This window comes from Pseudomonas sp. GCM10022186 (assembly GCF_042656385.1).
In the GTDB taxonomy this organism is placed as follows: Bacteria; Pseudomonadota; Gammaproteobacteria; order Pseudomonadales; family Pseudomonadaceae; genus Metapseudomonas.
In genome coordinates this window covers 353270-377172 of the sequence record NZ_JBHSOU010000010.1, presented here as the reverse complement: position 1 = coordinate 377172, position 23903 = coordinate 353270, and the positions used below count along the sequence as shown (strand labels likewise).

General features: G+C 65.3%; 20 protein-coding genes. 15 read left to right on the top strand and 5 right to left on the bottom strand.

Translation table 11 applies throughout. The annotated features are described in order from the left end of the window. The first annotated feature begins 103 nt into the window (after positions 1-103). The 5 genes from glnH to ACFPU0_RS08265 all read left to right on the top strand — a co-directional run bounded on the left by glnH (position 104) and on the right by ACFPU0_RS08265 (position 4293). Positions 104-847, top strand: coding sequence for a glutamine ABC transporter substrate-binding protein GlnH (gene glnH, locus ACFPU0_RS08285; RefSeq protein WP_377692404.1), 744 nt, complete (start codon positions 104-106; stop codon positions 845-847). A gap of 33 nt (positions 848-880) precedes the next feature. Then, the gene (glnP, locus tag ACFPU0_RS08280) at positions 881-1537 is read left to right on the top strand and encodes a glutamine ABC transporter permease GlnP (protein WP_377692403.1); all 657 of its coding nucleotides are present in this window, start codon (positions 881-883) and stop codon (positions 1535-1537) included. After that, positions 1534-2256: a glutamine ABC transporter ATP-binding protein GlnQ gene (gene glnQ / locus ACFPU0_RS08275; protein ID WP_377692402.1), complete on the top strand. Its 723-nt coding sequence runs from the start codon at positions 1534-1536 to the stop codon at positions 2254-2256. The genes glnP and glnQ overlap by 4 nt, the downstream gene beginning before the upstream one ends. Before the next feature lie 14 nt (positions 2257-2270). Next, positions 2271-3305: a C45 family autoproteolytic acyltransferase/hydolase gene (locus ACFPU0_RS08270; protein WP_377692401.1), complete on the top strand. Its 1035-nt coding sequence runs from the start codon at positions 2271-2273 to the stop codon at positions 3303-3305. 94 nt (positions 3306-3399) lie between these two features. Continuing rightward, positions 3400-4293, top strand: coding sequence for a MurR/RpiR family transcriptional regulator (locus ACFPU0_RS08265; RefSeq protein ID WP_377692400.1), 894 nt, complete (start codon positions 3400-3402; stop codon positions 4291-4293). A 20-nt stretch (positions 4294-4313) separates the two neighbouring features. On the opposite strand, the gene ACFPU0_RS08260 is transcribed toward ACFPU0_RS08265, so the two are convergent. Continuing rightward, positions 4314-4961 carry a DUF4157 domain-containing protein gene (locus ACFPU0_RS08260; protein ID WP_377692398.1) on the bottom strand — a complete coding sequence of 216 codons (648 nt, stop codon included), beginning with the start codon at positions 4959-4961 and terminating at the stop codon, positions 4314-4316. A gap of 272 nt (positions 4962-5233) precedes the next feature. On the opposite strand from ACFPU0_RS08260, the gene dapF reads away from it, so the two are divergent. Beyond that, positions 5234-6040, top strand: coding sequence for a diaminopimelate epimerase (gene dapF, locus ACFPU0_RS08255; RefSeq protein WP_377692397.1), 807 nt, complete (start codon positions 5234-5236; stop codon positions 6038-6040). A 41-nt stretch (positions 6041-6081) separates the two neighbouring features. Here dapF and ACFPU0_RS08250 read toward each other — a convergent pair whose 3' ends face one another. Further along, on the bottom strand, positions 6082-6984 hold the full coding sequence (locus ACFPU0_RS08250; RefSeq protein WP_377692396.1) for a LysR family transcriptional regulator: 903 nt from the start codon (positions 6982-6984) through the stop codon (positions 6082-6084). A 308-nt stretch (positions 6985-7292) separates the two neighbouring features. Here ACFPU0_RS08250 and ACFPU0_RS08245 point away from each other — a divergent pair, with 308 nt between their 5' ends. Beyond that, the gene (locus tag ACFPU0_RS08245) at positions 7293-8792 is read left to right on the top strand and encodes a purine-cytosine permease family protein (RefSeq protein ID WP_377692395.1); all 1500 of its coding nucleotides are present in this window, start codon (positions 7293-7295) and stop codon (positions 8790-8792) included. 25 nt (positions 8793-8817) lie between these two features. Next, entirely contained in the window at positions 8818-9660 is an 843-nt protein-coding gene (locus ACFPU0_RS08240) for a nitrilase family protein (protein WP_377692394.1), read from the top strand. A 125-nt stretch (positions 9661-9785) separates the two neighbouring features. Here the strand turns inward: ACFPU0_RS08240 and ACFPU0_RS08235 are convergent, their stop codons facing one another. The 3 genes from ACFPU0_RS08235 to ACFPU0_RS08225 all read right to left on the bottom strand — a co-directional run bounded on the left by ACFPU0_RS08235 (position 9786) and on the right by ACFPU0_RS08225 (position 12831). Beyond that, entirely contained in the window at positions 9786-10091 is a 306-nt protein-coding gene (locus ACFPU0_RS08235; protein WP_377692392.1) for a hypothetical protein, read from the bottom strand. A gap of 284 nt (positions 10092-10375) precedes the next feature. Continuing rightward, complete coding sequence (locus ACFPU0_RS08230; protein WP_377692391.1) at positions 10376-10993, bottom strand: SCO family protein; 618 nt, start codon at positions 10991-10993, stop codon at positions 10376-10378. A 38-nt stretch (positions 10994-11031) separates the two neighbouring features. Next, positions 11032-12831, bottom strand: a complete 1800-nt coding sequence (locus ACFPU0_RS08225) for a multicopper oxidase family protein (RefSeq protein WP_377692389.1) — start codon at positions 12829-12831, stop codon at positions 11032-11034. Positions 12832-13549: 718 nt separating this feature from the next. Between ACFPU0_RS08225 and ACFPU0_RS08220 the strand changes: the two genes are divergently transcribed. The 7 genes from ACFPU0_RS08220 to ACFPU0_RS08190 all read left to right on the top strand — a co-directional run bounded on the left by ACFPU0_RS08220 (position 13550) and on the right by ACFPU0_RS08190 (position 23890). Further along, positions 13550-14062 carry a sigma-70 family RNA polymerase sigma factor gene (locus ACFPU0_RS08220; RefSeq protein ID WP_377692388.1) on the top strand — a complete coding sequence of 171 codons (513 nt, stop codon included), beginning with the start codon at positions 13550-13552 and terminating at the stop codon, positions 14060-14062. Further along, positions 14059-15006 (top strand): DUF4880 domain-containing protein, encoded by a 948-nt coding sequence (locus tag ACFPU0_RS08215; RefSeq protein ID WP_377692387.1) that lies wholly within the window; start codon positions 14059-14061, stop codon positions 15004-15006. The genes ACFPU0_RS08220 and ACFPU0_RS08215 overlap by 4 nt, the downstream gene beginning before the upstream one ends. A gap of 67 nt (positions 15007-15073) precedes the next feature. Continuing rightward, positions 15074-17494, top strand: coding sequence for a TonB-dependent siderophore receptor (locus ACFPU0_RS08210; protein WP_377692386.1), 2421 nt, complete (start codon positions 15074-15076; stop codon positions 17492-17494). A 358-nt stretch (positions 17495-17852) separates the two neighbouring features. After that, positions 17853-19229, top strand: a complete 1377-nt coding sequence (locus tag ACFPU0_RS08205; RefSeq protein ID WP_377692385.1) for a diaminobutyrate--2-oxoglutarate transaminase — start codon at positions 17853-17855, stop codon at positions 19227-19229. Between the two features lie 245 nt (positions 19230-19474). Further along, positions 19475-21259, top strand: a complete 1785-nt coding sequence (locus tag ACFPU0_RS08200; RefSeq protein ID WP_377692384.1) for an IucA/IucC family protein — start codon at positions 19475-19477, stop codon at positions 21257-21259. Continuing rightward, positions 21252-22469 carry a type III PLP-dependent enzyme gene (locus ACFPU0_RS08195; RefSeq protein WP_377692383.1) on the top strand — a complete coding sequence of 406 codons (1218 nt, stop codon included), beginning with the start codon at positions 21252-21254 and terminating at the stop codon, positions 22467-22469. The genes ACFPU0_RS08200 and ACFPU0_RS08195 overlap by 8 nt, the downstream gene beginning before the upstream one ends. After that, complete coding sequence (locus tag ACFPU0_RS08190) at positions 22469-23890, top strand: DHA2 family efflux MFS transporter permease subunit (protein WP_377692382.1); 1422 nt, start codon at positions 22469-22471, stop codon at positions 23888-23890. The genes ACFPU0_RS08195 and ACFPU0_RS08190 overlap by 1 nt, the downstream gene beginning before the upstream one ends. Positions 23891-23903: the final 13 nt, after the last annotated feature.

Sequence of the window (23903 nt, the reverse complement as noted above, 5' to 3'; positions counted from 1 at the left end):
GCAGGGTGCCTTCCTCGGGCCCTTGCCGAACCTTGACTGCCAGAAACGCCTGAAGCCGTACCGGCCAGGGCCAGTTCGTCCACGACCGAGAGGAAGCATGCACATGAAGCACCTGCTCAAAGCAGCCCTGGCTGCGCTCGCCATCGCCGCAACCACCCACGCCAATGCCACCGACAAGGAGTTGCTGGTCGCCACCGATACCGCCTTCGTGCCCTTCGAGTTCAAGCAGGGCGACCAGTACGTCGGCTTCGATATCGACCTCTGGGCGGCCATCGCCAAGGAGCTGGGCTGGAAGTACCAGCTCAAGCCCATGGACTTCAACGGCATCATCCCCGCGCTGCAGACCCGCAACGTGGACCTGGCCCTGGCCGGCATCACCATCAAGGAAGAGCGCAAGCAGGCCATCGACTTTTCCGACGGTTACTACGACAGCGGCTTCCTGCTGATGGTCCGCAGCGACAACGACAGCATCAAGGGCGAGGCGGATGTCGCCGGCAAGACCCTGGCGGTGAAGAGCGGCACCTCATCGGCCGACTACGCCAAGGCCAACCTCAAGGCCAGCGACCTGCGCCAGTTCCCCAACATCGACAACGCCTACCTGGAACTGCGCACCGGCCGCGTCGACGCCGCCATGCATGACACCCCCAACGTCCTCTACTACATCAAGACCGCCGGCGAAGGGCAGGTGAAAGCCGTTGGCCAGCAGATGATGGCGCAGCAGTACGGCATCGGCTTCCCCAAGGGCAGCGACCTGCGTGAACCGGTCAATGGCGCGCTGAAGAAGCTGCGCGAGAACGGTACCTACGCCGAGATCTACCGCAAGTGGTTCGGCACCGACCCGCAATAATCCCGCCCCCGGAACTGAAACAGGAGCAGTGCAATGTCTTTCCAATGGGATGCCATCTGGGGCGCGCTGCCGGTGTTGCTCGAGGGCGCCAAACTCACCCTGTGGATCTCGGTGCTCGGGCTCCTGGGTGGGGTGGTCATCGGCCTGGTCGCGGGCTTCGCCCGCGCCTATGGCGGTTTCCTCAGCAACCGGCTGGCGCTGGTGTTCATCGAGCTGATCCGCGGCACCCCGATCATGGTGCAGGTGATGTTCATCTATTTCGCCCTGCCGCTGATGGTGCCGGTGCGCATCGATCCGTTCAGCGCGGCGGTGGTCACCATCATGATCAACTCCGGTGCCTACATCGCCGAGATCACCCGTGGCGCGGTGCTTTCCATCAATCGCGGTTTTCGTGAGGCGGGCCTGGCCCTCGGACTTTCCGGGCGTGACACCCTGCGCTACGTGATCGCGCCGCTGGCCTTCCGGCGCATGATCCCGGCCCTGGGCAACCAGTGGATCGTCAGCATCAAGGACACCTCGCTGTTCATCGTCATCGGCGTCGCCGAGCTGACCCGGCAAGGGCAGGAAGTGATCGCGGGCAACTTCAGGGCGATGGAAATCTGGACGGCGGTGGCGGTGATCTACCTGATCATCACCCTGGCCCTCAGCTACTCCCTGCGCCGCGTCGAATCGAGGCTGAAAATTCTATGATCGAGTTCAAGGGCGTCTCCAAGCACTTCGGCAGCACCCAGGTGCTGCACGACATCGACCTTAAGATCGGCAGCGGCGAAGTGGTGGTCATCATCGGCCCATCCGGGTCCGGCAAGTCCACTCTGTTGCGTTGCATCAACAAGCTGGAAGTCATCAGCGGCGGGCAACTCTACGTCGATGGCTTCGAGGTCAACGACCCCAAGGTGGAGGAACGACTGATCCGCCAGGAGGCCGGCATGGTCTTCCAGCAGTTCCACCTGTTCCCGCAGATGACCGCCCTGGAGAATGTCGCCTTCGGCCCCATCCGCGTGCGCGGCGCCAGCAAGGCCGATGCCGAGAACCTGGCCCGCGAGCTGCTGGCCAAGGTGGGCCTGGCCGAGCGCGCCGGGCACTATCCGTCGGAGCTCTCCGGTGGCCAGCAACAGCGGGTGGCCATCGCCCGTGCCCTGGCGGTGAAGCCCAAGCTGATGCTGTTCGACGAGCCCACCTCGGCGCTGGACCCGGAGCTGCGCCATGAAGTGCTGGGGGTGATGAAGAACCTGGCGGAGGAGGGCATGACCATGGTCATCGTCACCCACGAGGTGGACTTCGCCCGCAAGGTGGCCAGCCGCCTGATCTTCATCGACAAGGGCCGCATCGCCGAGGACGGCGACCCGGCATCCCTCATCAGTAACCCGCCGAGCCCGCGCCTGCGCGAGTTCCTCCAGCACGTTTCCTAGGAAGGTAGAGCCCCATGGCATTTCCTCACCTCCAACTGGGCGGCAGCGCCTACGACATCGGCCACGGCCTGGGTGTCTTTGGCCGCGAGGCAGTACACCAGCACCTGCGCCCGCTGCCCTTGTGGCAGCGCCTGGCGGGCCTTGCCGGCAGCGATGCGGCGCACCGCATGCGTGGTGCCGTGGAGCGGCGCTTCCCGCGGTACTGGGAAGAACTCGAGGGCCTGGCGGCCGGGCTGGAACTGCCGGTGGAAGAGGTCTTCCTGTGGAACTGTCGCGGCGATTTCGTGCAGCAGCAGAGCGTCGACGGCTGCACCACGGTGCTCGGCCCCACGGCCAGCGGCACCCTGCTCGCCCACAACGAGGACGGCCTGCCGCAGCTGCGTGGGCACTGCGCCCTGGTCAGCGTTTCCCCGGAGCAGGGGCTGGGCTTCACCTCCTTCGTCTATCCCGGCTCCATTCCCGGCCACACCTTCGCGGTGAACGAGAAGGGGTTGGTGGTGACGGTGAACAACATCCGCCCACAGGCGATTCCCGCCGGTCTGCCCCGGCAGGTGCTGGGACGCGCCAGCCTGGATGCGGCGAGCCTCGACGAGGCTGTGGATATCCTGGCCAGCGAGGGCCGCGCCGGTGCCTTCCACCATGCCCTGGGGCAGGTGGGCAGCCAGCGTCTGGTCAGTTTCGAGGGCACTTCCGAAGGGGCATCCGTGATCGAGGTCGAGCGCCCCTTCGGCCACTCCAACCACCTGGTCCACCCGGCGCTCGGCGGTGTGGCGCAGCGCATCACCGGCAGCTCCGGCAATCGCCAGCGCTGCGTGGATGGGCTGGTTGCCGGCCTGGGTGAACGGCTGGACGGCCGCCAGGCGCTGGCCATCCTGCGGGACACATCGGGCGGCGACCTGCCGGTCTACCGCTGCGCTCCCGACGATCCGGACGACGAGAACACCCTGGCCACGGCGCTGTTTCTGATCGGCGCGGACGCGGTGGACTGGGCGGTGTACACGAACGCCGATACCTGCACCCCGACCCTCAGCGGAAGAGTGGTCGCCTGACCCGAATCCGGCCATCGCGGCCGGGATCAAGGCTCGGTAGTATGGGCGCCTGCCACCGGGCCGCGTCCCGGGAAACCTTCAGATGGATGCTGTCATGGCAAATCCCCCAGATACCCTGGCCGGCCTGAAACTGCTGCTCGAAGCCATCGAGCGGCGGGAAGCCGACATTTCCCTCGGCAGCAGCTCGCGCCGCGTCCTCACTGCCCTGATCGAGGCGCCCCAGCGCGCGGCGGTGTCCTCCATCAGCGAACTGGCGGATCAGTTGGGGGTGAATCCCTCGACCTTCTCGCGCCTGGCGCAGAAGCTCGGCTACGGTGGCTTCAGCAAGTTCCAGGACGTGTTCCGCCGCGAAGTCACCGAGGGCCGTACTTTCTACAGCGACCAGGCGTCGCGCCTGCTGGTACCCAGCGGCAGCAACGACAGCATCGGCCAATTGACCCGTCTCGGCCGCCAGGAAAGCGCCAATATGGCCAGCATGATCGAACAGGTGGATTGCGCCGACTTCGACGCCACCGTCGAGCTGCTCACCAGCGCCCGGCGCGTGCGCATCCACGGCATGCGCCAGTTCAATTCCCTGGCGCTGTTCATGGCCTATGCCCTGGGCATGCTGCGCCCGGACGTGGCGCCGCTGGACGCCGCCCGCCAGGGCGTGGCCGACGCCCTGGCCCAGCTGGATGAAGGCGATGTTCTGCTGGTGGCCAGCTGCTTCCCCTATACCCCCAGCGTACTGGCCACGGCGGAAGTGGCGGCCAGGCACGGCATCCAGGTCGTCGCGCTGACCGACTCCAGCAGCTCGCCGCTGGCGAAGATCGCCCGCTACAGCTTCTACGTGCCCAACCAGAGCCTGTTCTTCAGCAACAGCATGTGCGCCTTCATGCTGCTCGCCGAAGGCATCCTCAGCGCCGTGGCCAGCCGCCTGGGCGAAGCCTCGGTGGCGGCGCTCAAGCACCGCGAGGCGCTGATCGCCGAGCTCAACGCTTCGCTCTGAGCGGAGACGCAAGGCGCACCCTAGGGTTGACCAGGTGTCGAACCTTGCCCAGTCGAACGCTGGGCGCCAGCGCTCGCCATCGTGGGCTTCAGCGCCCTCGCCACTTCGCCCTGGATCTTGTAGGCCGGCGCCTCCACCGTGTTGTAGTCGCGGGTGTAGCGCTGGGCGAAGCCCGCCACGCCCCATTCCAGGTACTGCTTCACGTGATGGAGTTCATGGGCCCAGAGCGCGACGTCGTTCTCTGCGTCGTCTTCGTTGCGGAAGACGATCACATCCACCAGGGTCACGGCTTCCACGTCGGGGTTCTGCATCAGGGTATTGGCGGCATTCATCTCAGTGTCGACCCCCACCTTGTAGCGCGCGGTGTCCAGCACCTGCAGGTCGTAGTAGGGCTCCAGCTGCGCGCGGATATGCAGCGGAATGGGTTGCAGCTGGCTGGCGGCCATGTTGTTGCGCGACTCCAGGATCCACTGCTGCAGGCTGCTGGAGGCCATCTGGTTGACGCCTTCCAGCAGGGGCGCCATGTCCCCCGGGTTCCCCGGCGCGCAGAAGCAGGTCACCACGCAGACTTCCGACTGCCCGGTGGGGCAGGCAAGGGCTGCGGTGGAAACGAAGGAGAAAGCGAGGATGGTCTGGCGAAGCAGCGAGCGTAGGGATACGGCGAGCAAATGGGCCTCCCGGAGGCACTGACGGAGCGCGCCATTATGGACAGCGGCGGCAGGGATTGGTTGCGCAGTTCCCGGCCGGCCGTCGGCTGGTGGGTTCGAAGGCTACAGGCCGATTTCGATCCCATGGCCGGCACTGGTTACGTCGAAGCCAGGCTGCCGAGCCGGCCAAGTACGAGCTGTGATGGCTCGGATGAAGCCCCCGGCCTTGTCCGTGGGCAAGCGCCTTCGGCATAGTCCGCGTCTGCCTGATGGCAAATTTCAACGGAGCTGCCATGAACTTCGTCAAGTACCACGCCGCTGGTAACGATTATCTCGTCTATGCCGATGACCGGCCGTTCGAGCTGTCCGCCGCAGAGATCGTTCGTACCTGTGAGCGGCAACGAGGGCTTGGTGCCGACGGCATCCTGGTCCGCTCCGTCACCGCGGACGGAATGCTTGCCGTCACGATCTACAACACCGATGGCTCGCAAGCGGAGAAGAGTGGCAATGGTCTGCGCATACTCTGTCGCTACCTGTGGGACCAGGGCCATGTCACGAGCGAGCCATTTCGGCTGAGTACCCGAGGCGGCATCGTCACCTGCCAGGTGCTGGAAGAGGGCCGGTGCGTTTCGATCGACATGGGGCGGGCGCGTTTTCTGGAGCCGGATCGTCCGCAGCTGAGTATCGAAGGGCTCGAACTGCATCTGTACCCGGTGTCCATGGGCAATCCGCACTGCGTGATATTTGTCGACCAACCCACTGAGTCAATGGCACGACTCATGGGACCGACCATCGAGCATCTGGAGTTTTTTCCCCAACGCACCAACGTGCAGTTCGTGCGGGTCATCGACCGTGGGAACCTGGAGGTGAGGATCTGGGAGCGTGGCGTCGGTTACACGCTGTCCTCAGGCAGCAGCAGTTGCGCTGCCGCGGCTGTGTCTCGCCGTCTCGGCCTGGTGGAGTCCCGGGTAAATGTACAGATGCCGGGCGGGACGATCCGCATCGAGCTGAGCGACGACTACGAGGTACGCATGCAGGGGCCGGTATGCCGCGTGGGAAGTTTTGTACTGGATCCGGAGTGCCTGGCGTACACGCCGTAATCGTGGCCGCAGTCCGTTCAACGCGCTTGGCGGGAGGTGTTTCACTCCGCCCCGAACACCTCCATCAACTCCGCCAGAAAGGTCGTCACCAGTTCGCTCTGCCGGGCGGAGTGGCGCACCGCGGCGTGGAACTGCACTTCGTAGCGGAACTGCTGCGGGTTCAGCGGGCGCAACTGGTCGAGGTCCACATGCCGCGCCGCGTAGTGCTGCGGCAGAAAGCCCAGATGCTGGCCGGAGAGGATCAGCAGGGCGGCGCCATCCATGCTGTCGGTGAGGGCGGTCAGGCGGTCGATGGAGGTGGGCGCCGGCATTTCCGGCAGCGGGTGGCTGGGCCAGACCCATTCGTGTTCGGCCACATCGTCGTGGCCCAGGGTGCCGGCCTGTGGATAAAGCGGATGCGAGCCGCTGCAGTAAGCCATCTGCGTTTCGTTGAACAGGGCGAAATAGTCGAGGCTGTCGAGCCGTCGCCAGAAATAGCCGATGGCGAGGTCCAGGTGGCCATTGATCAGCTTCTCCTCGAGGAAGGATGACGACAGCTCGGTGAACTGGAAGTACAGGCCCTGGTTGCGCGCCCGCAGGCGGGCGATGGCCAAGGCGATCTTCTTGTTTGCCGCCGGGTCGATCTGCCCGAGCAGGCCGATGTTCAGGGTGCCGGAGAGGGTGCGGTTGATGTGCTGCACTTCCAGGCGAAAGCCTTCGGCGGCGGCCAGCAGGCGCCGCGCCGCCTCGACGAACTGGCTGCCCTTGGGCGTCAGCGCGAAGCCGGCCCGGCCGCGCTGGCAGAGGCGAAAGCCCAGGCGGGTTTCCAGCGAGGCCAGTTGCGCGCTGATGGTGGGCTGCGAGGTATTCAGCGCGGTCTGCGCGGCCGAGATGCCACCCGCCTCGACGACAGCGAGAAAGACTCTGATCAAGCGGATATCCAGCTCGGATACGTTGCCCAGCATGTGGCCTCCAGTGGCGCATTACATAGAGCGCAATCTATGTGAACAGTTGGCTCGCGCTATTTTACGTAGCAGCCAGGCCACCTAGATTGCTGCCTCAGCGACGGCTCGAAATCTGCCAGGACGCAGGAAGGAGCCCGGTCGCGGGCGCGCCATCATAGGCCGCCCCAGGCAGCGTGCGCCACAGGGCCAGGGCGATGCTACCTCACCCAACATAGATGAACCCGATGTATGGCCGGGGCCGCCCATGGCCGCCGACAGCATCATCACAAGAACAACAGTTCGCTCGACCAGGAGCGAAGGAGCATCCCATGTCAGGGTCCACCCAGCCCGCCCACGCTGCCGAAGCCGGCGCCGGCCTGGCCATCGAAGGCCACTCGATCGACTACATCCCCGAGTCCGAGCGCCACGCCCGGCTCAGCAGCCAGGGCCCGTTCTGGTTCCTCGGCAACTTCCACTTCTTCACCATCTCCATCGGTTTCGTCGGCCCGAGCCTCGGCCTGTCCGCCCTGTGGACAACCCTGGCCGGCGCCCTGGGCATCATGTTCGGCACCCTGTTCATGGCCTTCCATGGCTCCCAGGGACCGGAGATGGGCCTGCCGCAGATGATCCAGTCGCGCGCCCAGTTCGGCTATTGCGGGGTGGTGCTGGCGCTGCTGGCGACCCTGTTCGTGTTCGTCGGTTTCAATGTGGTGAACGTCACCCTGATCATCGACGGCCTCGGCAACGTCTTCGGCCTGGACCCGGTTCCGGTGGCGTGTGCGGTGATCGCCGTCGGCGCGCTGCTGTCGATCTATGGCCACGACCTGATGCACAAGGCCTTCAAGTGGGCGCTGATGCTGACCCTGCCGCTCTATGCACTGGTGACCGTCGCGCTGATGTTCGGCGCGGGGCAGGAGGGGGCCGCCGAGCCGGCCAGCCTCGGCTTCAGCTGGGTCGCCTTCGCCACCCAGTTCGCCATCGCCGCCAGCTACAACATCTCCTACGCGCCTTACGTCTCCGACTACTCGCGCTACCTGCCGAAGAACACCAGCCGGCCCAGGCTGATCGCCGCGGTGTTCCTCGGCGCGCCCCTGTCCGGCGCCTGGATGATCGGTCTCGGCGCCTGGCTGGCGCAGCTGCTGCAGGCCTCCGATGCGCTGGTGGCGCTGGACCGCGTGGGCTCGTCCCTCATGCCGGGGCTGGGCCATGTGCTGGTGCTGGTGTCGGTGCTGGGCTTCCTCCCTGTGATCGCGCTGAACACTTACAGCGCCATGCTCACGCTGCTCACCGGGATCGACTCGGTGCGCCGCATCCACCCGACGCCTAGCGCGCGGGTGCTGTCCATCGTCTTCATCACCCTGGTGCTGCTGGCCTGTGTGCTGTCGATACCCGGCAACGGCATCTCCATCCTCAATACCTTCCTGGTGCTGATGCTCTACTTCCTGGTGCCCTGGACCGCGGTGAACCTGGTGGACTACTTCTGTGTGCGCAAGGGCCGCTACGCGATCCCGCACTTCTTCACGCCCAGGGGCATCTACGGTGCCTGGCAGCTGCGCGGCATAGTCGCCTATGTGGTGGGCTTCGTCTGCATGATCCCGTTCTTCTTCATCTTCGATGCCGCCGCCGGCCGGGAAGTCTTCGTCGGTCCCATGGCGCGTCTGCTGGACGGTGTGGATATCGCCTGGCTGGTGGGGCTGGTGGTGTCCGGCCTGACCTACTTCATCCTCAGCCGCTCGCTGGACCTAGCCGCCGAGCAACGCATCATCGATGCCATCAGCGAGCGCGACATCCTTGCCATTGCCCGACCTGGCGCAGGCCAGGAGCCGTGAACCCGACAACAGGGAGTACCGCCCCGTGAACCCATCCACCATCAAGGTCGCCTGCTGCCAATTGGCACCGGAGATCGGCGACCTCGCCCACAACCGCCGCATCAGCGAGCGGGCTATCCGCGCGGCGGCGCTGCAGGGCGCGCAAGTCGTGGTGTTGCCGGAGTTGGTGCAAAGCGGCTACGTCTTCCACGACCTGGCCGAGGCGCTGGCCATGGCGGAAACCCTGGATGGGCCGACCCTGCGACTGTGGCAGGACCTGGCCCGTGAGCTGGATATCGTCATCGTCGGCGGCTTCTGCGAGCGGCTGGATGAGCAGCGGGTCGCCAACAGCGCTGCCCTGGTGGACGCCACGGGCCGGCGAGCGCTGTACCGCAAGGCCCATCTGTGGGACGCCGAGAACGCCATCTTCACCGCCGGCAATGAGCCGCCGCCGGTGGTGGAAACCGCTTTCGGGCGGATTGCCGTGATGGTCTGCTACGACCTGGAATTCCCCGAATGGGTGCGCCTGCCCGCACTGGCCGGCGCGGACCTGCTCTGCGCGCCGGTCAACTGGCCGGACGGCCCGCGCCCGCCCATCGAGCGCCCGGCCGAAGTGGTGCGCGTGCAGGCCAACGCCGCGGTCAACCGCCTCTTCATCGCCGCCTGCGACCGCCACGGCAGCGAGCGCGGGGTGAACTGGGTGCAGGGCTCGGTCATAGTCGACCCGGACGGCTACCCCCTGGCCGGGCCGGCAGAGGAGGGCGGAGAGCGGATCCTCATGGCCACACTGAAGCTGGACGCAGCCCGCAACAAGCGCATCAGCCGGCACAACCACCTGCATGAGGATCGCCGGCCGGAACTCTATGGGGTGGCTGGGTTGTTGGAGTGAGTTGTCGGGACTGGCTGCATTCCTGCGAAGCATGACTTCTGCACTTGGCCCGCCGTAGGGTGCGCTGTGCGCACCGATTGCGGGGGCTGCCCCTGCGCGTTGGTGCGCACGGCGCACCCTAGCGGTCACTCATGCGCAATCACATCGGCCAGGGATGCCTGGGCCAGGCGCTGCTGTTCCTTGATGCAGAACAGCACCATATGGAAGTCACTGCCCCAATCGGACTCGCAGCGGCCGCGGATCGGGCCGCTGTAGCTGGCAACCGCCTCGGACGCCTCGCGCTGTTCCTCCAGGCAGTAGGCCCGCATGGCGTCACCGCTCCACTTCTCCAGGCAATGTGCCTGGATGGCCGATTCGCTGGCGTGGACGCTGGGTATGACGCCAGCCGCAAGGGTTGCGACAGCGACGATCAGACGCGTTCTGTACGGCATGAGTAGGCTCGCTTTCCCCCTCAGACGTCGGCCCCTCCTGGCCCGCGAATGACAGGTTGCAGTGATCTGAAACCCTGGTGATGCAGCGATTGGAACCACCGCCAGGAGTGCCCGCCAGCGCGGTAGGGGTGCAGTCTAGTACAGCTCCTCGCTTTGCCCAGATCATCCGTCGCTGAGCCGACGTCCGGCCTTTGAAAGGTCAGGCAGCGGGAGGCGTGTTTGCCATGGCAGGAAAAAGGCCATGGGCAGGGTCAAGGCATCGGCCATCGCCCTGCCCAGGAGCCCTAGCCCGTATGCACGGCACGACTGTCCACATGGTTGATGGTCGCCAGGATCTGCTCCGGATCCGTCAGCGCCGGTGCCATGGTCCAGCGCTGGTAGACGTCATTGCCGATGCGCACCACACCCGAGTGGTTGGCCTTGTTGGCGTCCACCTCCGGGTTCACATCGTAGAAACCGAGGCTCAAGCGCAACTGCTCGATGTCCTCCGGCGCGCCGGTCAGGAACAGCCAGCCGGGCCCGACGTGGTGTCGTTCTGCGTATGCCCTCAGACTTTCCGGTGTGTCCAACTCCGGTTGCAGGGTTATCGAGTACATGAACACGTTCCGCCCTGCACGGTCGCCGAGCATCTTCTGAACGCGCAACAGGTTCGCCGTCGCGATCGGACAGCGCCCGGCGCAGGACACATACATCATGTTGATCGCGACCACCTTTCCACGGATCAGGTCGTCGTAGAACCTGACCTCCTTGCCCTCGTGGGTCAGAAGTCGCGTATTGGGGAAATAGCTGCCGTCGTCGGCGTCCCTGGCCGGGCGCGGCCGCTCGACCGTGATACCGGGCAGGGCGATCAATCCGAGCGCGGCGACGCCCATACCAGTCACCAGATATCTGCGAGTGTTCATATGCAACCTCCGCCCTGTATGCGTAATTGCCGCGCAACTCAGACGATGTCCCACCTCAGCATCATCGAGTGGTCCTCATGGATCAGGTTGTGACAGTGCATGACGTACTTGCCTTTGAAGTCACGGAAGCGCAGGAACACCCGCAAGGTGGTGAACGCATCGATCACGTAGACGTCCTTGCGACCTCGCTGTTGCGCCGGCACCGGCACGCTCACCCCGTTGACGATCTTGCCGATGATCTGCCCCTCTTCGAAGTGGATATGGATCGGGTGGGTCCAGCCGTCTTCGGCATTCACCAGCTCCCAGATCTCGGCGCGGCCCTGGGGGATCAGAGCTCGCGCAACTTTTACGTTGACGAGTTGGCCATTGATCGTCCACATGCCGCTGTTGCGCGCGAATACCCAGCGCCGCACCGGTGCGGCGGCGATTTCCGCTGCGGTGATCGGTGGCAGCGGGCGCAGCACGGCAGGTACCTGGCTCAGGTCCTGCTCGGGCGGGAAGCGATCGACGATGATCTTCAGCACCCGCGTGCCCGGGTCCTTGATGTCCTTGCCTTCACGGGTGTCTTCCTGGCGCATCTTGTTGACCAGGTAGAGCACGGTGCCTATCGGGTACTTGGAGAAGTCGACGACTATGTCGGCTCGTTCGGCAACGCCGATCTGGAAGCTGGTCTGATTCAGCAACGGCGCGGGCAGCAGGTTGCCGTCGTTGGCGATGTAGGTGAACCTCTGTGTCACGCCGCCCGCTGAAACCAGATAGAAGGCATAGAAGCGGCTCGGTCCGGTGTTGAGGAAGCGCAGGCGATATTTTCGCGCCGCTACCTTCAGGACCGGCTCGATGAGGCCATTCACCACTACCTTGTCGCCCAGCACTCCCTCGGGGTTGATCTGGTCGTAGAACAGGATGCCATTGGCGTCGAAGCGCCGGTCCGAAAAGTCCAGCTGGTAGTCGTAGGGATAGCTGGGCAGCCTCAGCGCGCTCGGGCTCGGATCGCGCTCGTTGCCCGAGTCGATGTCGTCGAACAGGAGGTAGAAACCGAACAGCCCGCGCACCAGGTTGGGGGCGGTGAAGTCCAGGGTGTGGTCATGGTAGAACAGCGTGCCCAGGGCTTCGCGCGAATCACCGATGTGGTTCTGCAGCTGGTCGTAGCCGGCGTAGATGTTGGGGTAGAAATGGTCCTTGAAAGCCCCGGGCGAGGCCAGGGTCGGACCTGCCTTGTTCGCGCTGTAGTAATCACCCGGGAAGCCGTCGCTTTCCGACCCCGTGTGTGCATTGTGCAGGTGGGTGGATATTTCCGGTGTGCCGAAGCCTACGTGATTCTGCGGCAGCTGGTTGCGAAAGCGCACGATGACCGGCTTGCCATAGCGGGCATAGATGACCGGACCGGGGGTGACCGCGCCCGGGGTGTTGCCTTCGAAGCCCCAGATGCGTTGCGGCGGATAGGCCGGGTGGAACACCCAGTCGGGGCGCTCCTTGGCCTTGAGTTCATACAGCAGCGGCGCACCGAGCACACCGGTGAGTTCGGCGTATCGCTGGTGGGGTGCCCGACCGGCTTCGCCACCCGCGGTGTTGGCCACCACTGTGGGGCTCGGGGTCAGTGTCGCCACCGCTTGCAGGGGTGTGACCTGATTGGGCAAGGTGGTCAGCCAGGGAGTCGTGGGCGGGCTGGGCGGAAACTCCGGCGTGCTTTTGGCGCTGCTCCTGCTCGATCGCAGCAGCAGCGGTGACAGCAAGGCTGCGGCACCGAGCTTGAGGAAGTCGCGCCGGCCGTCGTCAGCATCTGGGGCCGCCGGGGCTGGCAAGTGGCTTTTTCGACGTTTCGAGTCTGCGGTTCTCATGGCTGTCCCTCCCTCAGAAGGCTGCTTGCATTTCGCTGACTGCAACGCTGCGCTTGGCGTCGTGGCGGCGCGCCAGCTTTATAGACGTACCAGGAGGTTGGCTGCCGGGTACGGGAAGAGGACCTACAGCCGAACGCCGCTGGGTCGCTTTCGCTTTTCAGCGTGAAGCTGCATGGGGGGCTGTGGATGGATGACCCTGGAGAGTCGGCCGGATTCGAGCGGCGGAGGAAGGGCGCAGCTGTGCAGCAGGAGGGGGGTGGTCACTGGTGGCGCAGCCATGCGCGCGAGTGCTCCTCTGCTCATGATCGGCTCCGTCGCTGTTCAGGCCCTGCCACTGGGGGCAGCTCTCCTTTCTGGTGAATCGCGGACGTCTCGAAGACAGAGTTGAATTGCTAGAAATATCAAGAATTATTTTAGATCAGCATGAATTCTTGAACGAGTGCAACTGATTGTTTCAGAAAGGGTTCGCTAGATTCTTGCGGCTCATCGGCAGTGGTTGTTAGTTCTACGGGTTATGACCTGCGGCCGGCCAGGCTGCTTCGTGACCCCGATCAGGTGGGTGGCGCTGCGCTAGGCCGTGGCGTCCTTCGATTTCCCCCGCGCGAAATGAGATGTGGGATTCGGGTTGCGCCGGATGTACGAAAGGACTTGGTTTATGGCTCTATCATTAATTAGAATCAGTCGCATTTGTGCTGTCATACGTGCAGGCCCCTTTGACATGAACGAAGTAGCGACGCCCGCGGAGAAAACCCTACACGCGCTGTACCGCGACCACCGTGGCTGGCTGGAGTGCTGGCTGAGGCGGCGCATGGGCAACGCCTGGGATGCGGCGGACCTGAGCCAGGACACCTTCCTGCGCGTGCTGTCCAGCTCCCAGCAGATCGCCGACCTGCGGGAGCCGCGCGCCTACCTGCTGACGGTGGGCAAGCGCCTGCTGAGCAACTTCTACAATAGGCGCAGCCTGGAACAGGCCTATCTGGAGGCCCTGGCGCAATTGCCCGAGGACAGCGTGCCGTCTCCCGAGCAACGCTGGTTGCTGCTGGAAACCCTGCAAGCCCTGGACGAGTTGCTCAACGGGTTGCCGGCGCCGGTGCGCCGGGCCTTTCTATGGAGCCAACTGGAGGGGCTGGGCTATCGGCAAATCGCCGAACGTCTGCGTGTGTCGGAGCGCACGGTCAAGCGCTACATGGCGCAGGCCTACGAGCATTGCCTGCGGGTGGAGCTGCAATGAGCCAGGATCATTCCAGCAACGCCCGTGAGGTGGCGCGCGCAGCGGCTCGTTGGCTGGTACTGCTCGAATCCGGCTCGGCCAGCGCAGCCGACCATGGCCGCCTGCAGGACTGGCGCAACAGCCACAGCAGCCATGAACGCGCCTGGCAGAAGGCGCAGCACCTGCGCCAGCGGTTCTCCGGCCTGCCGAGCGGCGTGGCGATGGCCACTCTGGACCGTCCGGACCTTGCCAGGCGCGACGTCGTCAAACGCGCCCTCGGGGTCGCCGCGCTGGTTCCGGCTGCCTGGTTGCTGGGCCGGGAACTGCCGCTGGATGCCTGGAGCGCCGATCTGCACACCGCTACCGGCGAACACAAGCGGTTCCCCCTGGCCGACGGCAGCCTGCTGCAACTGAACACCGACAGTGCGGTCAACGTCGACCTGGTCGCCCGCCTGCTGACCCTGGTGCGCGGGGAAATTGCACTCGAGGTCCCCGCAAGCCTGCCGCTGGCCATCCATGCGGCCTTCGGTCGGATCATCGTCAGCCGTGGCGAAATCTGCGTCCGTCTCGATCAGCGGGATTGCCGGGTGTCGGTGGTCAGCGGTTCGGCGCGGGTGCAGCCGCTGCACGGTCCGCTTCTGGAACTGCGCGAAGGGCAACAGGTCAGCCTGCGGGCGACGGGCGCCGGACCTGTCGGAACCTTCGACGCCGCGCAGCCCGGCTGGCGCGAAGGGGTGCTGGTGGCGCACAACCAGCCGTTGGGGGACTTCCTGCGCGAGCTCGGCCGCTATCGTTCCGGATTGCTTCGCTGGGACCCGGCGCTGGAAGCCTTGCGCGTCACCGGCAGCTTCCGTCTCGACGACACCGATCGAGTGCTCTCGCTGCTGGCGGCCAGCCTGCCGGTGGAGGTGCATTCGCGCACGCGTTTCTGGGTCACCTTGGTCCCTCGAAAAAATACTGCCTGAAGGCTGTCCCTTTTTTTCGCGTCGCCTGTCATCACAGGCAGATAAATGAAAATGAGAGATTTTATCAATGCCAGCAGTATTGCCTTTCCGTTTGTTCCCGACTTCGTCCGGCCTGCGCCCGCTGATGCACCTGGGACTCATGATGACCCTGAGCGCGAGCCCGCTGCTCATCCCGTCCAGCTGGGCGGACGACGCCGCACGCCGCAGTTACCAGGTGCCGGCCGGCAGCCTGAGTGCGGCGCTGACCCGCTTCGCTGGCCAGGCGGGGGTCAGCCTGTCGGTGGACCCGGCGCTGGTCAGGGGGCGCAGCAGTGGTGGGCTATCAGGCGAATACGGGGTGGAGGAGGGCTTCGCCCGGCTGCTGCAGGGCTCCGGCTTGCAGCTGCAGCCGGTGGGCGACCAGGCCTACATTCTCTCTCCGGCCGCGGACGGCGCCGGCATGCAATTGCCCAGCACCTCGATCCACAGCGTCAGCGACCGGGCGACCGAAGAGGTGTACGCCGGTGGCCAGGTGTCCCGATCCGGCTCCCTGGGCATGCTCGGCAACCAGGACTTCATGGACACGCCCTTCAGCATCACCTCCTACACCAGGGAAACCCTGAAGAACCAGCAGGCCCGTACCCTGAACGATGCCGTGGCGGTAGATCCGTCGGTGCGTTCATCCAACCCGGCCGGCGGACGCTTCGAACAGTTCACCGTGCGCGGCTTCAGCCTGTTCAACAGTGATGTGTCCTACGGCGGCCTGTACGGCATCCTGCCGACCTATGCCATCGACATGGAAATCGCCGAGCGCGTCGACATCCTCAAGGGGCCGAGCGCGGTGCTGAACGGCATCGCGCCGCGCGGCAGCATCGGCGGCGGCATCAACATCGTGCCCAAGCGCGCCACGGACGAGCCGATCACCGAGGTCACCGGGCTCTTCGCCTCGGAAAGCCAGTTCGGTGGCGCTGTGGATGTCGGCCGCCGCTTCGGCGAGGAGCAGCGCTTTGGCGTGCGCTTCAACGGTGTGCAGCAGGATGGCGATACCGAATGGGACGACCAGGCAGTCAAGCGCGAAACCGGCGTACTCGGCCTGGACCTTCGCGAGGAGAGGCTGCGCCTGTCCCTGGACATCGGTCACTCGAAGCGCCATGTCGACGCACCGCAGGAGCGGGTGGAGCTAGCTGCGGGGGCCAGGGTGCCCGATGCCGACGACATCGACGACAACTTCGCCCAGCCCTGGACCTTCTCGAACACCAAGGACAGCTTCGGCGCCCTGCGTGGCGAGTACGACGTCAACGAGTCGCTGATGGTCTACGCCGCCTATGGCGCGCGCAAAGGCAACTACGACTTCCTGCGCCACGGCGTGCAGAACACCCTGGACAATGGAAACTTCACCCTGGTGCCGCGCACCTTCCGCCGCGATGAAGATGTGAAGACCGCCACCGTCGGCGCCCGCCAGTGGTTCAGCACCGGCTCGGTCAACCATACGCTGAACCTGAGCCTGAACCGGTTCGACATGGATTTCGACAACGCCGGCGAGCGCTACCTGCGCAGCATCGGCAATATCTATGACCCGGTGGATATCGCCCCGCCTGGCCGGCCGAACCGTATCGACGCCAGCACCCATACCGAAGACCGCTTCACCAGCGCCGCGCTGGCCGACACCCTGGGATTGTTCGAGGATCGCCTGCTGGTGACCCTCGGTGCCCGCCTCCAACGGGTGAAAATCACCAACTGGACCAACGGCGTCCGCGATCAGGAGCAGAACGACGAAACCGACACCTCGCCGCTGGTGGGCGTGGTGTACAAGGCCACCGACGAGCTGTCGCTGTACGCCAACTATGTGGAAGGCCTGACCCAGGGCGAAACCGCACCCTCCACGGCCAGCAACGCCGAGGAGATCTTCCCGCCGTTCACCAGCAAGCAAGGGGAAATCGGCGCCAAGTACGACCTCGGCGACTTCGCCCTGACCGCCGCCGTATTCCATATCGAGCAGCCCGCCTATCAGTTCGACAACCAGAACACCTTCAAGCCCAACGGCGAGCTGACCAACCAGGGCCTGGAGCTCAACCTGTTCGGCGAACCGCTCGAGGGCGTGCGCCTGCTGGGCGGCGTGATGTTCCTCGACAGCGAGCAGAGCGACACCACCAACGGCGAATTCGACGGCAACGATGGCACCGGCGCGCCGGAGGTCAATGCCAACCTTGGCGTCGAATGGGACATCCAGGCCGTCCAGGGCCTGACCCTGACCGCCCGCGCGATCCACACCGGTTCCCAGTACCTGGACCCGGCCAACGAGCAGAAGATCGACAGCTGGGAACGCTACGACCTGGGCGGCCGCTACGCGTTCAAGCTGGGCAGCAGCCCGGTGACCCTGCGCGCCACGGTAGAGAACGTGCTGGACAAGACCTATTGGGCCTCCGCCGCGACTTCGTCCGACAGTGCGGCGGGCCTGACCCTGTCGACCCCCAGGACCTGGCTGGTTTCGGCAACCGTGGGTTTCTGAAGCTGCAAGGCAAGGTGCGCCACAGGGAAGGGCGCATCCGGCCTGGTTGACCATGACTGTTTGACGGCCGAGGAAGGACTTTGCCCGTTATTGATTGAAACTTGAATTGCACTTTTCCGAATAACGCTATTGCTCGCTGATGGAAACTGACAGCTGTTTGCGTCATGGCAATGGCATGGCCTGTTCATATCACTCCTGATGGCCCTGCCAGGTTTATTAATCTGGCTGTTGGCGTGCGCGCATTGTTTTTTCTTATTCCATTTTTCGATATGTAATTTTTTAAATAATCGGCAATAACCTGTTGCATTGTCCTGTTAATGAGAATAATTTGCATCTCAATCTTAACGAGGGTGTACAGATGTTGAATGATGGCGTATTGCGCACTGAACCTCTGGAAAAAACCAATGCCGACTATCTGCTTCGACAAAGCAGGTTCGAGTCGAATGTACGCAGTTATCCGCGCAAGTTGCCCCTGGCGATCGCCAAGGCGCATGGCGTCTGGGTGACGGACGTCGAAGGCAAGACCTACCTGGATTGCCTGGCTGGCGCCGGCACCCTGGCCCTGGGCCACAATCACGAAGTGGTGATGGCCAGCCTCGACGGCTTCCTGGCCTCGGGCCTGCCCATGCATACCCTGGACCTGACCACTCCGGTCAAGGACGCCTTCAGCGAAATGCTGCTCAGCCTGCTGCCGGGCCAGGGCCGGGACTACTGCCTGCAGTTCTGCGGGCCGTCCGGCGCCGATGCGGTGGAGGCCGCGCTCAAGCTGGCCAAGACCCATACCGGGCGCAACACCATCATCAGCTTCTCCGGCGCCTACCATGGCATGACCCACGGCGCCCTGGCGCTCACCGGCAATACGGCACCCAAGGACGCCATCGCAACGCTGATGCCGGGCGTGCAGTTCCTGCCCTATCCCCATGAATACCGCTGCCCCCTGGGGCTTGGCGGAGAGGCCGGGGTCGAGGCGCTGACCCATTACTTCAGCCAGTTCATCGACGACGTCGAAAGCGGGGTTTCGCTGCCGGCAGCCGTGATCCTCGAAGCCGTGCAAGGGGAGGGCGGGGTGAACTGCGCACCGCTCAGCTGGTTGCGCAGGATCCGTGAGGTGACCCGCGAGCGCGGCATCCTGCTGATCCTGGATGAAGTCCAGGCAGGCTTCGCCCGCACCGGCAGGATGTTCGCCTTCGAACACGCCGGGATCGAGCCCGACATAGTCGTGATGTCCAAGGCCGTCGGCGGCGGGCTGCCCTTGGCGGTGCTGGGGATCCGCCGCGAGTTCGATGCCTGGGCGCCGGGCGGACATGCCGGGACCTTCCGTGGCAACCAGATGGCCATGGTCACCGGGCTCGCGACCCTCGAGGTGCTGCAGCGGCAGAACCTGGCGGCCCAGGCCGAACGGCGTGGCCAGTGGCTCAAGGAGCGGCTGGAGTCGTTGCAACAGCGCTACCCGGCGCTCGGGCAGGTCAGGGGACGCGGCCTGATGCTGGGCATCGAGATCGTCGACGAGCGTCGGGCGCCGGATCGCCTCAACAGCTTCCCGATGGACCCCGGCCTGGCCGTCGCCATCCAGCAGCATTGCTTCAGGCAGGGGCTGTTGCTCGAACGGGGTGGCCGGCAGGGCAATGTGATCCGCCTGCTGCCGCCGCTGATCATCAACGAAGAACAAAGCCAGCAAGTTATCAGTCGTTTCGAAAAAGCCGTGGCCGCGGCGTTGTTGCAAACCCGTTCTTGAAGTTTTGGTGCGCTAATGATGCGCATCGATCCGACAAGAGAATACTGAAACGGAAGTGCAATTTTCATAGTTCCTGAACGCCCTGTTCGGGGTGTTCGAAGAAACTCTCTTAATTGGTAACAAGCAATCCATTGGGTGGCTGAGGAAGATCAGCTGCGCGGGTGATTATCGACTGTTTTTCGCGGCGGATATGTTTGTTGCGAATAAACATTCGAGGTAATCCCGCGAGCTGTTATGGAGCAAAGATGAATATTCCCGATCGCACCGTTTTATCCAGAGTCGTGAGCGAATTGGCGACCACGCGCGCCTTGCTCAATTGCCTGATAAAGGAATTCGCCCTGCCGGAGAACTGCCTGCGTTATGCATGGCCGGACGATATGACCGGCATCGCGCCTGGCTGTTATCTGGAAGGGCTCGAGTGGAAGGGCATCCCCCTGTCGATCAACCTGCCCAACCAGCAGCAGTTTTTCGTCATGGTGGACCGGCGTGACCGTCTCGGCAGCCACCGTTACCTGTCCGACGTGTACGCCCGGCGCGGCCGGGAAACCTGGCGCTGCCTGGCCTTTGCCGAGTTCGTCGAGCAACTGCTCGGAGCCTGCGAGCACATGACCCGGGCCAGCAATGACGAACTGCTGGACCAGGTGCTGCAAAGCCAGTTGCTGACCGCGGCCATAGTCGCCCACAACATGGATGGCCAGCGCCCGGCGCCGCTGAGCGGTTATCTGGCCAGCGAGCAGGGGCTGTGGTTCGGCCACCCCAATCATCCGGCGCCCAAGGCGCGCCTGTGGCCGGCGCACCTGGCCCAGGAGACCTACGCCCCGGAATTCCAGGCGCAGACGGCGCTGCACCTGTTCGAAGTGCCGCAGCGCGGCCTGCGGGTCACCGCCAACGGCCTGAGCGAAGAGCAGGTCATGGCCGGCTTCGCCGACCAGCGCCGGGCGCGTCCGGGCCACGCCATGATCTGCATGCACCCGGTGCAGGCGGAACTGTTCATCCAGGACCGGCGGGTCCAGCGCCTGCTGGAACAGGGGGAGATCGTCGACCACGGCGCCACCGGGCCGCTGGCCAGCCCGACGGCGTCGATGCGCACCTGGTACATCGAGGGCCACGATTACTTCATCAAGGGCTCGCTGAATGTGCGCATCACCAACTGCGTGCGCAAGAACGCCTGGTACGAACTGGAAAGCACGCTGATCATCGACCAGCTGTTCCAGCGCTTGCAGCAAACCCGGCCGGACACCCTCGGCGGGTTGGCGGCGGTGGCCGAGCCGGGCTCCATGAGCTGGGCGCCGCCCCAGGCCAGCGAAGCCGACGCCCATTGGTTCCGCGAGCAGACCGGGGCGATCCTGCGGGAGAACTTCTGCCGGCGCACCGGGGCCGAGCGCAGCGTCATGGCCGGCACCCTGTTCGCCCGGGACATCCATTCCCGGCCCCTGGTGCATGACTTCCTGCAGGGCTGCAACGGTGGCGAGCTCGAAGACGAGCAGCTGCTGGACTGGTTCGACCAGTACCAGGCGCTGTTGCTGCGCCCGGTCCTGGCGCTGTTCTTCAACCATGGCGTGGTGATGGAACCGCACCTGCAGAACAGCGTGCTGATCCACGACCAGGGCCGGCCGCAACAGGTGCTGCTCAGGGATTTCGAGGGGGTGAAGCTCACCGACGAGCTGGGCATGGCGCAGATCGACATCGGCCTTCACCCGCGGGTCCGCCAGTCGCTGCTCTATTCCCGCGCCCAGGGCTGGAGCCGCATCAGCTACTGCCTGCTGATCAACAACCTGTCCGAAGCGGTGCTGGCCCTGAGCTGGGAACGCCCGCACCTGGCGCCGGCGATGTGGCAACGGGTGGCGCGGCAGTTGCGGAGTATCCGCAGCGAGCTGGTGTGCCCGGCGCCGGAGCTGGACGCGCTGATCGCCGGCCAGCCAATCGCCTGCAAGACCAATCTCAAGGTCCGTCTGGCGGCCAAGGCCGATCGCCAGGCCGGCTACGTCAACCTGTGTTCGCCGTGGGGCGAGGAGGCCCGCTATGGCTAAGTTGCCCGGGGCGGTCCTGGCCGCCATCGACGCAGCCCGCGCCGGCAGTGCCGACCCGCTGGCGGCGTTCATCTACGACCTGGATGCCTTGCAGGCGCATGTACGCCAGGTAATGGCGGCGCTGCCGGCCAGGGTCGAGCTGTACTACGCGATCAAGGCCAACAGCGAAGCGCCGATGCTGGCGGCCCTGGCGCCGCTGGTCAGCGGCTTCGAGATCTCTTCGGGGGGCGAGATCGAGCGGGTGGTGGCCTGCCCGACGCGCAAGCCCTACGTCTTCTCCGGTCCCGGCAAGCTGGACTCCGACCTGCGGGTGGCGATGGCCCACCAGGTGGAAGCCATTCACCTGGAAAGCCTCAACGAAATCGACCGCCTGCAACGCCTGGCCAACGACGTCGGGCGGGTGCAGCCGGTATTCATCCGCATCAACCCGCAGCTGCCGCCGACGCTGTCGAGCAAACTGGCCATGGCCGGTACCGCCACGCCGTTCGGCATCGACGAGTCGGAGCTGGCCGAGGCGGTGCGGCGGGTGGACCGGGCCAGCCACCTGAGCCTCAAGGGCTTCCATGTGCATGCCATGTCCCACCAGCTTTCGGTGGAGCGCCACGAGCAACTGCTGGACTTCTATCTGCGGCGTTGGCCGCAGTGGCGAGCCCTGGCGGCCTACCCGGCGCAGCTGACCCACCTGAACGTCGGTGGCGGCATCGGCGTGGATTACCTCGGCGGCCGGCAGTTCGACTGGCAGCGCCTGTGCGCTTATCTGGAGCGGCGCCTGGCCGAGCTGCGCGATGCACCGCTGCTGCGTTTCGAGCCGGGCCGCTTCATCAGCGCCTTCTGCGGTTACTACGTGATCGAGGTGCTGGACACCAAGAGCAGCCACGGCGAGCACTTCCTGGTGTGCCGCGGCGGTACCCATCAGTTCCGCCTGCCGGCGGCGCAGGGCCACAGTCACCCGCTGATCCACCTGCCGCGCAGCCGGCGGACCGCGGAGTCGCCCGAGCAGGCCTGGACCGTGGTCGGCCAGCTGTGCACGCCCAAGGATGTACTGAGCCGCTCCCAGCCGCTCAAGGGCGTGGGCATCGGCGACCTGCTGGTGCTGCCCATGGCCGGCGCCTACGGCTACAACATTTCCCACGCGGATTTCCTCTGCCATCCGAGGCCGCCCCAGCACTTCGTGCGGGATGGCGCGCTGCTCGGGGGAACCGAACCGTGATGAAGAGCTTAAAGGCGCCACGCCGCTGGGTGGTGGTCAACGTGCTGCTGGGCACGCTGACCGTCAGCCTCAGCAACAGCTCGCTGAACCCGGCGCTGCCGGCCTTCATGAGCGTCTTCGGCATCGGCCCGCTGATGGCCACCTGGATAGTCGCGGCATTCATGACCAGCATGGGCATGACCATGCCGCTGACCAGCTACCTCAGCCAGTGGGTCGGGCGCAAGCGTCTGTACCTGTGGGGCGTGGCGCTGTTCATCGGCGGCTCGCTGCTGGGGGCGCTGGCCGACTCCATCGCCCTGGTGATAACCGCGCGGGTGGCGCAGGGCATCGCCAGCGGCCTGATGATCCCGCTGTCGCTGGCCATCATCTTCTCGGTCTATCCCAAGGACGAGCGGGGCCGGGTCACCGGCCTGTGGGGCGCGGCGGTGATGCTCGCCCCGGCCGTGGGCCCGCTGTGCGGCAGCCTGCTGCTGGAGTGGTTCAGCTGGCGCTCGCTGTTCCTGATGAACGTGCCGATCGGGGTGCTCGCACTGCTGATGGGCTTCGCTGTGCTGCCGGCCTCGGAGCCGGCCGAGCGCAAGCCCTTCGACCTGGCCGGCTACCTGCTGATTGCCGCAGGCGTCGGCCTGCTGATGATCGCCACCGGACGCCTGCATCACGCCGAAGGGCTGGCCGATCCGCTCAACCTGGGGATGCTGCTGGTAGCGCTGCTGTGCCTGGTGGCCTTCGTCCGGGTGGAACTGGGCCGGGAAGCGCCGCTGCTCAACCTGCGCATCTTCGCCCTGCGTGGCTATCGCTTGAGCGTGATCATCGCCGTGGTGCAGTCGGTGGGGATGTTCGAGTGCCTGGTGCTGCTGCCCCTGCTGGTGCAGACGGTGCTGGGTTATAGCGCCATCTGGACCGGCCTGGCGCTGCTGTGCACCGCGGCCTTCGCCAGCCTGTTCGGCCGTTTCGGCGGCAACGCCCTGGACCGCCACGGACCGCGCACCGTGGTCTCGCTGGGGCTGCTGCTGACGGGCGCCTCGACCCTGGCCCTGGGGCTGCTCGAGGCCGATGCCGCCATCGGCCTGGTGTTCGTGCTGATGATGGTGCGCGGTGCCGGCCTGGGTCTTTCCTACATGCCGGTGACCACTGCGGGGCTCAATGCCTTGCCCGAGCCGATGGTCACCCAGGGGGCGGCGATGAACAACATTTCCCGGCGCCTGGTGTCGGCCCTGGCCATCGTCATTGCTTCGCTGTGGCTGGAGTTCCGCCTGGCCGCGGCCGGGCTGGAGGCGCAACAGGCCGCCACGCCCTCGGCCATCGGCGAGGTGTTCGTGGCCACCGGCATCCTGATCCTGCTGGCATTGCCCTGCGCCTGGCGCTTTCCCCTGTCCGACGAGGCGGCCCCGGCTGTGCCTGCCGCCCTCGAACCCCGTTAACCCTTCCTTCCAC

What these genes read in the sequence shown, in the direction of transcription:
- glnH (WP_377692404.1), top strand. Translation starts at nt 104, where the DNA reads ATGAAGCACCTGCTCAAAGCAGCCCTGGCTGCGCTCGCCATCGCCGCA.
- glnP (WP_377692403.1), top strand. Translation starts at nt 881, where the DNA reads ATGTCTTTCCAATGGGATGCCATCTGGGGCGCGCTGCCGGTGTTGCTC.
- glnQ (WP_377692402.1), top strand. Translation starts at nt 1,534, where the DNA reads ATGATCGAGTTCAAGGGCGTCTCCAAGCACTTCGGCAGCACCCAGGTG.
- ACFPU0_RS08270 (WP_377692401.1), top strand. Translation starts at nt 2,271, where the DNA reads ATGGCATTTCCTCACCTCCAACTGGGCGGCAGCGCCTACGACATCGGC.
- ACFPU0_RS08265 (WP_377692400.1), top strand. Translation starts at nt 3,400, where the DNA reads ATGGCAAATCCCCCAGATACCCTGGCCGGCCTGAAACTGCTGCTCGAA.
- dapF (WP_377692397.1), top strand. Translation starts at nt 5,234, where the DNA reads ATGAACTTCGTCAAGTACCACGCCGCTGGTAACGATTATCTCGTCTAT.
- ACFPU0_RS08250 (WP_377692396.1), bottom strand. Translation starts at nt 6,984, where the DNA reads ATGCTGGGCAACGTATCCGAGCTGGATATCCGCTTGATCAGAGTCTTT.
- ACFPU0_RS08245 (WP_377692395.1), top strand. Translation starts at nt 7,293, where the DNA reads ATGTCAGGGTCCACCCAGCCCGCCCACGCTGCCGAAGCCGGCGCCGGC.
- ACFPU0_RS08235 (WP_377692392.1), bottom strand. Translation starts at nt 10,091, where the DNA reads ATGCCGTACAGAACGCGTCTGATCGTCGCTGTCGCAACCCTTGCGGCT.
- ACFPU0_RS08230 (WP_377692391.1), bottom strand. Translation starts at nt 10,993, where the DNA reads ATGAACACTCGCAGATATCTGGTGACTGGTATGGGCGTCGCCGCGCTC.
- ACFPU0_RS08225 (WP_377692389.1), bottom strand. Translation starts at nt 12,831, where the DNA reads ATGAGAACCGCAGACTCGAAACGTCGAAAAAGCCACTTGCCAGCCCCG.
- ACFPU0_RS08220 (WP_377692388.1), top strand. Translation starts at nt 13,550, where the DNA reads ATGAACGAAGTAGCGACGCCCGCGGAGAAAACCCTACACGCGCTGTAC.
- ACFPU0_RS08215 (WP_377692387.1), top strand. Translation starts at nt 14,059, where the DNA reads ATGAGCCAGGATCATTCCAGCAACGCCCGTGAGGTGGCGCGCGCAGCG.
- ACFPU0_RS08210 (WP_377692386.1), top strand. Translation starts at nt 15,074, where the DNA reads ATGCCAGCAGTATTGCCTTTCCGTTTGTTCCCGACTTCGTCCGGCCTG.
- ACFPU0_RS08205 (WP_377692385.1), top strand. Translation starts at nt 17,853, where the DNA reads ATGTTGAATGATGGCGTATTGCGCACTGAACCTCTGGAAAAAACCAAT.
- ACFPU0_RS08200 (WP_377692384.1), top strand. Translation starts at nt 19,475, where the DNA reads ATGAATATTCCCGATCGCACCGTTTTATCCAGAGTCGTGAGCGAATTG.
- ACFPU0_RS08195 (WP_377692383.1), top strand. Translation starts at nt 21,252, where the DNA reads ATGGCTAAGTTGCCCGGGGCGGTCCTGGCCGCCATCGACGCAGCCCGC.
- ACFPU0_RS08190 (WP_377692382.1), top strand. Translation starts at nt 22,469, where the DNA reads ATGAAGAGCTTAAAGGCGCCACGCCGCTGGGTGGTGGTCAACGTGCTG.